Here is a 13,345-nt window from a genome sequence, read left to right as displayed (position 1 = left end):
ATAAAGCAGCAAGATGATTTAATCATCTTGCTGCTTTTTTATTTACTTTAAGTTTGCCAACTCTAAAGTTGGCAATTTCAAAACAATGGCATGAGCAAAGAGCTCAGTTTATAGCTTAGGTCCAGAGTTTGAAATTTCCTTTCCTTCGTCGTTGTCAGTAAACTTCACAAAGTTTTCAGTGAACAAAGTCGCTAAATTAGTCGCCTTTTCGGTCCACTCTCCAGCTTCTTCGTATGTGTCACGAGGATCTAGAATCTTGTCTTCAACATCATGTAAATGTTTAGGAATCGACAAATTGAAAATAGGAAGCTCGTCCATTTCCGCTTGATTAATGGAACCATCTAAGATGGCGTCAATAATTGCACGTGTCGCTTTAATGGAAATACGTTTGCCGGTGCCATTCCAACCTGTATTTACCAAATAAGCTTCTGCGCCTACAGCATGCATACGTTTGCGTAAAACCGCTGCGTATTTGGTTGGGTGCAAACTCAAGAATGCCGCACCAAAACAACTTGAAAAGGTTGGTGTAGGTTCGGTAATGCCTCGCTCTGTACCAGCTAACTTGGCAGTAAAACCGGATAGAAAGTAATATTCAGCTTGCTGAGGAGTTAACTTGGCAACCGGTGGAAGTACACCAAACGCATCAGCCGTTAAGAAGATAACTTTAGTGGCGTGGCCGGCTTTAGAGATAGGCAGAACAATGTTTTCGATGTGATCGATAGGATAAGAAACTCGAGTGTTTTCGGTTTTTGAGTTGTCGTCAAAATCGATCTTACCCTTGCTGTCAACGGTAACGTTTTCTAACAACGCGTTACGACGTATGGCAGCATAAATTTCTGGCTCTTGCTCTTTGCTTAAGTTGATGGTTTTTGCATAACAACCGCCTTCGAAATTGAAGATACCATTGTCATCCCAACCGTGCTCGTCATCGCCGATGAGTTTTCGGTGTGGATCGGTGGAAAGGGTGGTTTTTCCAGTACCAGATAGACCGAAGAAAATAGCCACATCATCATCTTTACCCACGTTGGCGCTGCAATGCATTGAGGCAATGCCTTTTAATGGTAAAAAGTAGTTCATCATCGAGAACATACCTTTTTTCATTTCGCCGCCGTACCAAGTACCGCCAATTACTTGTACTTTTTCAGTAAGGTTGAAAGCCACAAAGTTTTCAGAATTTAAACCTTGCTCCTGCCATTTGTCGTTAACCGTTTTCGAGCCGTTTAAAACCAAAAAGTCTGGTTCAAAGTCTTCAAGCTCTTCTTCCGTTGGACGGATAAACATGTTCTTCACAAAGTGGGCTTGCCAAGCAACTTCAGTCACAAAGCGCACTTTTAAGCGGGTATCTGCATTCGCACCACAAAAAGTATCGACTACAAATAGACGTTTACTACTTAACTGTTGAGTAACCGTTTGTTTTAAATGATCCCAAACTTCAGTGTTAATCGGTTTGTTGTCATTTGTTCCTTGATCAGACCACCATACTGTATCTCTGGTGGTGTCATCGCGAACAATGTATTTATCTTTTGGTGAACGTCCAGTGAAAATACCTGTGTCTACTGACACCGCACCGAGTTCTGTTTCAACACCTTTTTCATAACCAACTAAATCACTTTTTGTCTCTTCTTCAAACAGAAACTCATAGGATGGATTATGAATGATTTCCGTGGCATTCAGAATGCCGTTCTTGTCTAAATATTTGGTTAGTTTTTCAGTCTTCATGAACTATCTTCCGTAGGGTTTTATATTTTTATTATTATTTTTGTTTTTAAACTAACTTTGTTATTAAAGTTAGACTCCCTAACACTAAAGGGTCTCAAAGGGAAAAACTAGACTTAGATGCCACTCAATTAAAAAAAAAAGCGATAAGTTATAATTATTCATTAAATTCAATGGATGTAAGGGCTTTCAGTTGTTATTTAGTGGCTGTGGCGGGGGAGTTTCGATAATGTTGACCTTCTTGGTTAAGTTTTGCTAACTACTATGAGTGATTAAATGATCGAGTCTGTAGAGTGCATTGTGATTGGAGCCGGTGTTGTCGGTTTAGCCGTGGCTCGAGAAATGGCCTTAAAGGGGATAGAAACCATTGTAGTTGAGAGTCAATCACAGATTGGCACAGGGATAAGTTCGCGTAATAGTGAAGTGATTCATGCTGGAATTTATTATCCACCTAACTCGCTTAAAGGGAAACTGTGTGTGCAGGGGAATAAGTTGCTGTATGAGTATTGTCAGCAACGAAACATTAACCATAAGCGATGCGGTAAACTCATAGTGGCAACATCTGAGTCGCAATTGCAAAAACTGCCTGAAATTCAAAAAAATGCGAAGGCCAACAAAGCCTTAGATCTGGAGTTTATCAGTAAACAACAAGCGGCAAAGCTAGAGCCCGAACTTGCTTGTTATGGAGCCCTGTTTTCACCCTCTACGGGCATCATCGACAGTCATGCTCTGATGCTTAATTTACAAGGCGATTTAGAACATGCTGGGGGTGTTGTTGCATTCGGTTCTAAAGTGCATTCAGGCGAATGTGCTAAAAATACAATATTGTTAACCATTGCCGGTGAGCAAGAAGTTCAAATTCGTGCTAAATATGTCATTAATTGCGCAGGGTTACATGCTCAATCTATCGCTAGACTATTCCAAGGTTTACCGCGAAGCACAATTCCTGAAATTCATTATGCTAAAGGAAACTATTACGCTTTATCTGGTTCCTCTCCTTTTAAACATCTTATTTATCCAATTCCCGAGGAAGCGGGTTTGGGAGTTCATTCAACCTTAGATTTAGGCAATTCAGTCCGGTTCGGTCCTGATGTTGAATGGGTAAATGAACTGAATTATTCAGTAGATCCCGCACGTGCTAATGATTTTTATGGGCAGATTAGAAAGTACTGGCCCAATCTAAAAGATGGTTCATTAACCCCTTCCTATGCAGGAATTCGACCTAAACTCCACGCCCAAGGCCATCCTGCGAAGGACTTTATGATCCAGACTGAATCAGAGCATGGTGTTGCAGGACTGGTGAACTTGTACGGTATTGAATCCCCTGGATTAACGGCTTCAATGGCTATTGGGGCAATAGTTGCCGAATCCCTGTTATCTTAGAAAACCGATCATTTTGTCGAGTCAATCAGTCAGGTTTAGTTTTGATTTTAGTCAATGTTGGAGTGAAATATACCAAGTATATTGACCACATTGCTTGAGGTTACTTTGATACTTGTCTCTTCATCTTAGCTCACCAAAAAATAGCATTTTTTAGAATCAATCACGAAATTCTGTTTTATTGAAATAGGAACATTTAAAAATGGTGAAACTACGTAGTTTTTTGATAACGATGACAGCCATGGTTTTTGCAACTCAAACTCAGGCAGCAGATAAATTAATCAGCATGGGTAAAACAAAATCTATGATTTGCGCCAGTTGTCATGGTAGCGCTGGAATTAGTCAAAGTCCTATTTGGCCTAACTTGGCTGGTCAAAAATCAGGTTACTTAGAAAAACAACTCATAGCATTCCGAGATGGAAGTCGTAAAGAACCCACTATGTCGGCAATGGCTAAACCCCTAAGCGATAGCGATATAAAAGCTTTAGCAGCTTATTACGCCTCTTTGAAATAATGCCTTTTATTGGCTTCATAATCTTCACGAAGCAGTGAAACTTACCTGAAAATATTAAGATTTTTGCAATCTCATTAGCTCACTTTCACGATAATTTTGTGGAATGAAGTAGAATCTCTTGATATAAATGGTATAAAGCTATAACATAATTTCAATAGAGCATTTTAGCTATCTTTTAATTTACAGGATTATTATTTATGTCGACAGCAAGATCATATCCACTTGAAGACCTCAAAGTCGTTGAGTTTACACATATGGTTATGGGGCCTGCTACCGGTGTGGTACTTGCCGATCTAGGTGCTGTCGTGACAAAAATAGAACCTATTGATGGTGACAAAACTCGTCGCTTAAAGGGCTCAGGTGCTGGTTATTTTCCAATGTACAACCGCAATAAGCGCAGTGTTTGTATTGATTTAAAATCTGCCGAAGGTAAAGAAGTTGCATTGAATTTAATTCGTGAAGCCGATGTTTTAATTGAAAACTTTAGACCGGGTGCCATGGAAAAACTTGGTTTTGGTTATGCTGCTATGAGCGAGTTGAATCCAGGTTTAATTTACTGTTCATTAAAAGGCTTTTTAACCGGCCCTTATGAAAATCGTACTGCCTTAGACGAAGTTACTCAAATGATGGGTGGTTTAGCCTACATGACAGGTTTACCCGACCGACCTATGCGCGCAGGTTCATCGGTAATTGATATTACCGGCGGGATGTTTGGTGTCATTGGTGTTTTATCGGCTCTGCACGAACGTCATAGCACGGGTATAGGCCGCCATGTTACCAGTTCCTTGTTTGAGACTACGGCGTATTTTGTTGGTCAACATATGGCCCAAGAGGTGGTTTTAGGCGAAGCTCCACCGCCTATGTCTGTGCGCAGAAGTGCATGGTCAATTTATGAAATTTTTCAATGCAAAAATGACGAGCGAGTTTTTGTCGGGGTAGTGAGTGATACCTTGTGGAAGCATTTCTGCAAAGAGTTTGAATTAACTGAATTTGCCGCGGACACTAGCTTAGATAAAAACAATGATCGGGTAAAACAGAAAGACAGAATTATCCCTGTGATCAAAGCACTCTTCAGTGAATTAGATAAACAAACTTTAATGGATCGTTTAGAGCGTGCAGGAATTCCGTTTGCACCTATCAATACTCCCTCTGACTTATTTAATGATCCGCAACTCAACAGCGGTGGATTATTGCCTGTGAGCACACCTCAAGGTGTTGCTAATTTGCCTTCTTTGCCAATTGAACTCGATGGCAAACGTACACAGCTACACCATGATTTACCAAAGGAAGGCGAAGATACTGTTCAAGTACTCAGAGACGCCGGTTACAGTGAAAAGCAAATAGCTGAATTGATTGAATTAAAGGTAGTAAAGGCCCTTACTACTGACTAAAAAAGTTTCCAACCTTCTCCGAAATTAGGTTGTTTTTTAAAGGGCGTTTTAGCCCTTTTTTTTACTTTTTTTATTGGCTAAATGTTAACTGACATCTAGTTAGATTGTTTAAATTTCAACTTATTTAAACGCAAACGGGGCTTAAAAGTACATAACAGTTTTATTTCTTAAGTATAAAAGATATGATGATATATCATTTGGCTGTAAGCTTATTAGTTTCACATCCTTACAATAATAAAAATTATCACATTTAGGCAAATAGGAGCGACTATGGAATTATCTGAAAAAACCGCCCGTCAGATTTTTGCGGAAGTTCAAGCTAACCCAGCAAGAAAGCGTTTTGGCTTTGGAAATAAGGCTATTTTGGTCAATATTGATTTGCAAAAGGCCTACACAAGAACAGATCTCTACAAAACTGCCTACGAGACTGACCCGCGCCAACTCGAATATGTGAATACCCTAGCGGAAAAATTCCGCGCACTTGACTGGCCTGTCGTCTGGACCAATGTGGCCTACATGGACTCTGGCGAAGATGCCGGTATTTGGGGGACCCGCACAGATACTCCAGATAGTTTGCAAAATATCAAGTTTGATAGTGAGCGTTCAGAACTTGACGACCGTCTGCAAGTTGATCGTAAAAAAGACGTTTTCTATTGCAAAAAAATGCCTTCTCCTTTTTTCGAAACACAACTACAAAGCTTATGTGTGTGGCATCAGGTAGATACCGTAATCTTAACCGGTGGCTCCACTTCTGGCTGTATTCGAGCTGCTGCAGTAGACAGTTTATCTCGTGGCTACCGCACCATAGTGCCAATAGAATGTGTCGCTGATAAACATGAAAGCTATCACTTCGCGAACCTAACCGATTTGTCATTGAAATATGCTGATGTACTTGCCGTACAGGAAGTATTTGACTGGTTAGAGAAATAGTAAAAGGAGTTATTAATGCAAACCGATCCTGGATACTACGATTATTGGCCCTATGATAAACGCCCTAAAATTACTTGGCCGAACGGAGCTAAAGTTGCATTTTGGGTAGCTCCTAATATTGAATTTTATGAGTTAGACCCGCCGCCTAACCCATCCCGTAAAGCGTGGCCTCAACCTTATCCTGCCATTGCTGGTTACGGTATTCGTGATTACGGTAATCGCGTGGGTCACATGCGTCAAATGCAGCTATTGGAAAAATACGGTGTGCGCGGCTCGATCTCTCTGTCTACTGCGTTATGCGACCACCATCCGGAGATTATTCGTCTTTGTCAGGAAAGAGACTGGGAATTTTTCAGTCACGGTATTTATAACACCCGTTATACCTATGGAATGAGTGTGAAGCAGGAGCGGGAAATGATCCGCGACTCAATTGAAAGCATTTACAAACATACTGGCCAAAAATGCGCTGGATATTTAGCGCCGGCTCTGTCTCACAGTGACCATACTGTAGATTTGTTTGCTGAAGCAGGAACAGAGTTATTCGGTGATGAAGCGGGCTTCTACACCTGTGATTTATTCCATGATGATCAGCCAACGCCTATTCATACTCGTTCAGGTAAAAAATTCGTGTCTATTCCTTATTCGTTAGAGATGAACGACACCATTGCCTATGTTTCCAATAAAGTCACACCCCGACAATATGGCAAAATGCTAAAAGCTAACTTTGACCGTTTGTACCAAGAAGGTGAAGAGAGTGGGACTATCATGTGTATCCCTACTCATAACTACCAAGTGAGCTGTCCCCACCGGCTAAAAGCCTATGAAGAAGCCTTGGAGTATATCACCGGACACAGTGATGTCTGGATTACCACTGGTCGCGAAATAGCGAGTTATTACATGCAAAACTGCTACGAGCAGAGTGTTGCTGACATAGCCGCCAAGCAAGGAGGGAAATCATTATGAGTTTAGATGATTCTTATCTTCAATATCCCAAACGACGTTACGGTATGGACCATGACTTGTACGATTGGTCGATGCTTTCACAACGTAAACCTGTTGTTTGGCCGAAGCAAAACAAATTAGCTCTTTGGGTAAATATTAACGTCCAGTTTTTCCCTTTGAATCAGCGTGATAATCCCGTACCCGTGCCCGGTGGGATGAAAATGCCTTACCCAGATTTACGTCATTTTAGTTTACGTGATTACGGTAATCGCGTAGGTATATTTAGACTGTTCAAAGCCCTCGATAAATTCAATATTAAACCGACCATAGCTGTTAATGGCGCAATGGTAGAACGCGCTCCTTATTTGATGGATGTGATCAAAGAGCGAGGTAATGAAGTTATTGCCCATGGTTGGCAAATGGACATGTTACATCACGGTGATGTGTCGCCAGAAGATGAAGCAAGTTGGATTGACAAAAGCGTGGAAACTTTGCGTGAACGTTTTCAACAACCAGTAACCGGTTGGTTAAGTCCGGGTCGTTTGCAATCTGAAAATACCCCTAAGTTACTTCAACAAAATGGTATCGACTATATGTGTGATTGGGTAAACGATGAGTTGCCCTATGCCTTTAGAACCGAAATCGGTGAGTTGACCGCCATGCCTTTGTCTAATGAATTAGATGACTTTTTTATTCTGCAAAATAATCTACACAGTGAAGATAGCTATGCGGAGCAAATTGAAGATGCCTGTGATTTGTTACTCAGTGAAGCACAAACACAAGGTGGACGTTTATTAGCATTGAATATTCACCCATGGATGTTGGGACAGCCCCATCGTATTGCCTGTTTTGAGAAGGTTCTTGAGTACATCAGCAGCAAAGATGGAATTTGGAGCGCCAGTGCAAGGGATATTCATCAGAGCTGGAAAGCACAGCAGTAATGTGAGTGGGCGTTAAAACCCGCTGCATTCTTGAGACAAGAGATAATAATGTCCAAAACACTTTTTCAGAAAATATGGGATGCCCATCAAGTTAAAAAATTACCCGATGGCACTTATTTAGTTTACATCGACCGAGTTTTTTTACACGAAAGAACAGGATCAATTGCACTGCAGAGTTTGGCTGAAGCAGGACGTAAGGTCCGTCATCCTGAGCAAGTCTTTTGTACTATGGATCATATCGTTGATACTTTCCCTGGTCGTGGTGATGAAACCGTCATGCCCTCTGGAAAAGACTTTATTCAAGCAACCCGCAAAGAAGCAAAATCTGCAGGCATCACTTTGTTCGATATTGGTGATGAACAGCAAGGCATTGCCCATGTTATCAGCCCCGAGCTTGGCATTGTCCAACCGGGATTGACCTTAGTTTGCCCAGATAGCCACACTTGTACCCAAGGTGCCTTAGGTGCAGCTGCCTGGGGAATTGGTTCTTCAGAGGCAGAGCATGCCATGGCCACTCAAACCTTGCGGATCAATAAACCTAAATTAATGCGGGTTTGGTTTGAAGGAGAGCTCAATACTAGTGTGACTGCTAAGGATATGATCCTGCATCTTATCAGTAAGTTTGGCGCTCATGGTGGTGCTGGTCACGCAATCGAATTTGCCGGACCAGCCGTTGAAGCCTTGTCCATTGAAGCGCGCATGACCCTATGTAACATGGCGGTAGAATTTGCTGCCTTTACGGGATTGGTTGCCCCAGACCAGAAAACTATCGACTATCTGCAAGGACGTCCCTATGCACCTAAAGGTGAGCAGTGGGAGAGTGCAGTGGTTTATTGGCATAGTTTACGTACCGATGAATACGCGCTTTTTGACACTGAAATCAAAATAGATGTGGCCGATATCGAACCTACTATTACTTGGGGGACGAGTCCTCAGCATGCTGGCGGAATTACCCAAGCCATTCCTGAATTAGATTCATTACCGTCTGACGATGCGCGCACAGCGGCAACACGAGCTTTAGCGTATCAAGACTTAAAATCAGGGGATAAATTACTTGGTCTGAAGATTGATTGTGCATTTATTGGTTCATGTACTAATTCGCGAATTGAAGATTTGCGTAAAGCGGCGGCTATATTAGATGGTAAAAAAGTGGCGGATCACGTAAAGGCCATTTGTGTTCCCGGCTCTCAGCAAGTAAAAGCCGCTGCGGAGCGTGAAGGTTTACATCAGGTCTTTTTAGATGCCGGTTTTGAGTGGCGAGAAAGTGGCTGCTCAATGTGTTTTTATGCTGGCGGTGAACACTTCGGCAAACAGCAAAGAGTGTTGTCCACAAGCAATCGTAATTTTGAGTCTCGACAAGGTCCTGAAACTCGCACCCATTTAGCCAGTCCGGAAACTGTGGCAGCCAGTGCAATAAAAGGTTGTATTACCGATCCACGCACGGCGCAAAGGAAACACAAATGAAAGCATTTACGACCCATTGTGGAATAGCCGCACCACTGTTAAGAATTAATATCGATACGGATGCCATTATTCCTAGTAGGGAAATGCGTCGAGTCTCTAAAAAAGGCTTAGGTGAAGGACTATTTGCTTCCTGGCGCTATGTTTTGCCTGACTCTCGGGAACTCAATCCAGATTTTATATTAAATAAACCGGCATTCGCCAATACCACAATACTGCTTGCAGGGAACAACTTTGGTTGTGGCTCATCTCGGGAGCATGCGGTTTGGGCATTGGCCGAGTATGGTATTCGTGCCATTATTGCTCCAAGTTTTGGTGCTATTTTTTATCAAAACTGTATGCGTAACGGCATATTACCGGTTGTTTTAAGTAATGAAGCTGTCACTCAATTAGCCGAAGAGATTCAGCAAGATCCACAGCGTTTAACTCTTAAAATCGACTTACAAGAGCAAAAAGTTGAAAGTCCCAAGGGTGAAGTTTTTGAATTTGATATTGAGACTGGCAGCAAAGAAATGCTGTTAAAGGGGTTAGACAGCATCGGAGTCACTTTGCAACACGAAAAAGAAATCGCTGCATTTGAAAGGCAGCTTCGTCAGCAACATGATTGGTTGTATTTACAAAATTAGATAAGTTAAAACCCTAGATTATCTAAACCTTACATCTAGATATAAAAAGTCAATCAACCTGAGTTGATTGACTTTTTTATTGGCTGGCGTTTTTAAGCAGTTAATGATTGCAAATAGGTGATGACATCGCTTTCAGTGATAACATCGCCATATTTGGCATTCATATCAAATAGATTGGCATTGTGAGGTGCTTCATGGCGATCACCACAAGCTTCTTCAACAATTATTGGGATGAATCCATGGGAACAGGCATCAACACAACTGGCTCGAACGCAACCACTGGTAGTCAAACCGGTTAGTATTACGCTATCAACGCCATGTGCTGCCAGAGTTGAACTCAATGAAGTACCAAAAAATGCGCTGGGGTATTGCTTGGAGATCACCAACTCATCTTCAGTGGGGCTGAGTGTGCCTGCCCATGCGCCCATTGGTGAACCTTCAGTTAAATAGCGTAAGGGTTTCGCTTTTTTGAAGAATGCTCCGCCATTAATACCAGATTTATGGTAAACAACATTGGTGTAAATAACTAGAATTCCCGCTTTTCGTGCCGCTTCGAGTACTCGTTGAGCCGAAGCTAAAGCATCTTCTACATCGGCATAAAGCTCGCATGATTTGTCATAATAAGCTTCAACAAAATCTATCAGTAATAGGGCTGGTTTTTTGCCATAACCGACTTTATTGTTATAAACGTTTGCATAGTTTTGATCGATATTTTCACTAATAGTCATATACTTCTCTTTAATACTTGTTACTTAGCCCACTTTTTTTCAAATTCCCAAACGTCTTCGAAACCAATTAACGAACAAAATTCATTGAAATCATTAATAGGTACACCGTCAGGTAACGGACTACCTTGTTCTTTCATGGCAACTAATGCTTTTTCCATGGCGTTAGCCGCAGCTAAACTGGTCAATGAAGGAGCGATAGCGATGGCGTATCCCACTTCTTTCATCTCTTCTACAGATAACATTGGAGTTGAACCACCGTTAGACATGTTAGCAAACATAGGGCCTTCTACCTCTGTGCATGCTTTGCGCATTTCATCTTTTGACTCTAAGGCTTCAACAAATAAAATATCGGCACCCGCTTTATAATAAGCTTGCGCCCGTGCAATTGCAGCATCTAATCCTTCGGCTTGTCGTGAATCGGTGCGCGCTATTATTAACATATTTTCATCAGTACGCGCATCTACTGCCACTTTAATTTTTTCAACCATGTCTTCAACGGGTATCACTTTTCGATTGGGAGTATGACCGCATTTTTTAGGAAACTCTTGGTCTTCAATCTGTATTGCAGTGACTCCAGCTTCTTGATAACCACGCACAGTATGGTGAACATTTAGCAGCCCACCATAACCTGTATCTGCATCAGCAATTACCGCTGCATCACTAGTTTGTACTAGAGTGCGCATGCGATCTACCATTTGCGTGTAAGTTACAATTCCCGCATCAGCAATACCGTACGCAGACGCGGTTAACCAGTAACCCGTTCCGTAAACAACATCAAATCCAACCTTGTTAGCAATCACAGCTGTGATCATGTCTTGAATTCCAGGGGCAAATATAAATTCGCCTTTTTCTAATTTTTCTTTAAGTATTGGATTAGCCATTTGTTAACTCTTTACTATCTTATTCATTAAAATCCCGATGCATATGAAGCAGCTTATGAGTGAATTTTCAGTACGCTGATTTATATATATCGAGGGCATCTTCACGAGTTACCTCGCGGGGGTTATTTACTAATAACCTTTGTTGCAGCATCGCTTCGTCTGCTAACTTCCCAAGATCTTCTTGAGGAATGTTCATTGCTTGTAAATTTTTAGGTAAGCCCACATCAGTGATCAAATCGTCCATGAATTCGATAAAGAGGTTACATCCTTTGCTGCCTAAGTCCGTTATTTTCCCTGCTGATATGCTAGGTAGTAATGCCGCATATAAGTCTGCCGCTATCGGAGCGTTAAAGCGCAAAACATGGGGCAATACCAAGGAGTTGCTCAATCCATGGGGGATATGATAGTTCCCGCCCAATGGGTAAGCTAAGGCATGAACTGCGCCAACGGGTGAGTTAGCGAAAGCTTGGCCGGCCATTAAGGCTCCCAATAACATGTCGGAACGAGCTTGTAAGTTAGCGCCGTTCTCTACTACTTCTAGAAGATTTTGCGACATTAATCGCAATGCTTCTTTTGCTAACATGTCAGAATAGGGGTTCTTTTTAATCTTTCCTGTAAAGGCCTCGATTGCATGCACCATGGCATCGATACCCGTTGCTGCGGTAATTGCAGGCGGTAAGCCAACGGTTAGTGTGGCATCTAAGATTGCAATATCTGGCAGTAAAGTTGGAGAAACAACACCCGATTTGGTGGTTTCACCTGTGGTGATAATGGAAATTGGCGTAACTTCTGAGCCAGTTCCTGCAGTAGTTGGTAATAAAATTAACGGCAGACGTTTACCTTTGACCTGACCAATACCATACATGCTCTTCAATGTTTGATTGGATGTTGCTAACACGGCTATTAATTTTGCTACATCTAAACTGCTACCGCCGCCAAAGCCAATTACTCCGTCCACTTCTAATTGTTGGGCAAACTCAGTTGCAGACAAAACTAGTGCTTCTGGCGGATCGGCTTGTATATCGCTATAAATTACCGCGGTAATGCCATCTTTATTCAGAGGCTGGGTGACCTGTTCTATTAATCCGGCTTTAACTAGCCCGGGATCTGTCACTATCACGGGACGAGAAATGCCTAACTGGCGACAGTGTTCCGCAATTTCTTCAACCGCTCCTATCTTACAAATAACTTTATTCGCGGTGGTGAACTCAACGGTGCTCATGGGCGACTCCTTTGTCACTGAAATGCAAAGCACGGCTTTCTAACGCCTATTTATAAAGCTGCGCTATCTGGTGTTCATACAATGCTGTTTTTAAGCAAACATAAATTAACAGTAGGCCCATGCGAATCCAGAATATTTGAAACGTTCAACGTACATTTGCTACTGAGAGCACAACCGCAGTTAAAGAAATTTACTTAGTTTATACCCTTTCTCTAGTCTGCACTTTTACACCAATTTGGCTATGACAAATGTCAAACAAATCATCAGTCATGATCACAAAACAATGTAATCGAACTGATTGACTGAGAATTTGTTTCAGCCTCCACTGTTTTGATTGGTTTAATTGAGTTTATTAGGTCTTTAAATGGACACTAATTAATGTGGTCACCCTTTATGCGCTCAGGTTGGGTAAATTATCTCTCTAAGCTAGTCAACAAAGGGGGGGAGCAGAATAAAAACACCATCAAAAATTGACGAAAAACAGGGAAATCTGCGACGAAATGATGCACCAAAAGGATTCAATTGAACTATTTTAAATACTATTGATATATCATTTGTTCATTTAGTGAGCTAAAAGTAATTAATAAGTATTTGAAAATATTGATAAATATCA

General features: G+C 41.6%; 12 protein-coding genes. 8 read left to right on the top strand and 4 right to left on the bottom strand.

Annotated features, from left to right (window positions below; translation table 11 throughout):
* Positions 1-108 precede the first annotated feature (108 nt).
* Positions 109-1,719 carry a phosphoenolpyruvate carboxykinase (ATP) gene (gene pckA / locus ABJV04_RS20385; RefSeq protein WP_348493493.1) on the bottom strand — a complete coding sequence of 537 codons (1,611 nt, stop codon included), beginning with the start codon at positions 1,717-1,719 and terminating at the stop codon, positions 109-111.
* Between the two features lie 273 nt (positions 1,720-1,992).
* On the opposite strand from pckA, the gene ABJV04_RS20380 reads away from it, so the two are divergent.
* The 8 genes from ABJV04_RS20380 (at position 1,993) to leuD (ending at position 9,901) form a co-directional block, all read left to right on the top strand.
* Positions 1,993-3,099, top strand: coding sequence for an NAD(P)/FAD-dependent oxidoreductase (locus ABJV04_RS20380; protein WP_348493491.1), 1,107 nt, complete (start codon positions 1,993-1,995; stop codon positions 3,097-3,099).
* Between the two features lie 199 nt (positions 3,100-3,298).
* Positions 3,299-3,610, top strand: a complete 312-nt coding sequence (locus tag ABJV04_RS20375) for a cytochrome c (RefSeq protein WP_348493489.1) — start codon at positions 3,299-3,301, stop codon at positions 3,608-3,610.
* Positions 3,611-3,807: 197 nt separating this feature from the next.
* Positions 3,808-5,001 carry a CaiB/BaiF CoA-transferase family protein gene (locus ABJV04_RS20370; protein WP_348493488.1) on the top strand — a complete coding sequence of 398 codons (1,194 nt, stop codon included), beginning with the start codon at positions 3,808-3,810 and terminating at the stop codon, positions 4,999-5,001.
* 270 nt (positions 5,002-5,271) lie between these two features.
* Positions 5,272-5,931, top strand: a complete 660-nt coding sequence (locus ABJV04_RS20365; protein WP_348493486.1) for an isochorismatase family protein — start codon at positions 5,272-5,274, stop codon at positions 5,929-5,931.
* Between the two features lie 15 nt (positions 5,932-5,946).
* Complete coding sequence (locus tag ABJV04_RS20360; protein WP_348493484.1) at positions 5,947-6,894, top strand: polysaccharide deacetylase family protein; 948 nt, start codon at positions 5,947-5,949, stop codon at positions 6,892-6,894.
* A complete protein-coding gene (locus ABJV04_RS20355) occupies positions 6,891-7,814 on the top strand; it encodes a polysaccharide deacetylase family protein (protein ID WP_348493482.1) in 924 nt (307 codons plus the stop codon). The genes ABJV04_RS20360 and ABJV04_RS20355 overlap by 4 nt, the downstream gene beginning before the upstream one ends.
* A gap of 48 nt (positions 7,815-7,862) precedes the next feature.
* Positions 7,863-9,278, top strand: a complete 1,416-nt coding sequence (leuC, locus tag ABJV04_RS20350; protein ID WP_348493480.1) for a 3-isopropylmalate dehydratase large subunit — start codon at positions 7,863-7,865, stop codon at positions 9,276-9,278.
* Positions 9,275-9,901 carry a 3-isopropylmalate dehydratase small subunit gene (gene leuD, locus ABJV04_RS20345; RefSeq protein WP_348493478.1) on the top strand — a complete coding sequence of 209 codons (627 nt, stop codon included), beginning with the start codon at positions 9,275-9,277 and terminating at the stop codon, positions 9,899-9,901. Before leuC ends, leuD begins: the two co-directional genes overlap by 4 nt.
* A gap of 92 nt (positions 9,902-9,993) precedes the next feature.
* Here the strand turns inward: leuD and ABJV04_RS20340 are convergent, their stop codons facing one another.
* From ABJV04_RS20340 to ABJV04_RS20330, 3 genes are all read right to left on the bottom strand, one after another.
* Positions 9,994-10,629 carry an isochorismatase family protein gene (locus ABJV04_RS20340; protein ID WP_348493476.1) on the bottom strand — a complete coding sequence of 212 codons (636 nt, stop codon included), beginning with the start codon at positions 10,627-10,629 and terminating at the stop codon, positions 9,994-9,996.
* Positions 10,630-10,649: 20 nt separating this feature from the next.
* Positions 10,650-11,510 carry an isocitrate lyase/PEP mutase family protein gene (locus ABJV04_RS20335; RefSeq protein WP_348493474.1) on the bottom strand — a complete coding sequence of 287 codons (861 nt, stop codon included), beginning with the start codon at positions 11,508-11,510 and terminating at the stop codon, positions 10,650-10,652.
* 67 nt (positions 11,511-11,577) lie between these two features.
* Entirely contained in the window at positions 11,578-12,732 is a 1,155-nt protein-coding gene (locus tag ABJV04_RS20330; RefSeq protein ID WP_348493473.1) for an iron-containing alcohol dehydrogenase, read from the bottom strand.
* Positions 12,733-13,345: the final 613 nt, after the last annotated feature.

This window comes from Aliiglaciecola sp. (genome assembly GCF_039982535.1).
Classification (GTDB): domain Bacteria; phylum Pseudomonadota; class Gammaproteobacteria; order Enterobacterales; family Alteromonadaceae; genus Aliiglaciecola.
The sequence above is the reverse complement of the archived record's forward strand: the minus strand, read 5'-3'. Positions and strand labels throughout refer to the sequence as shown.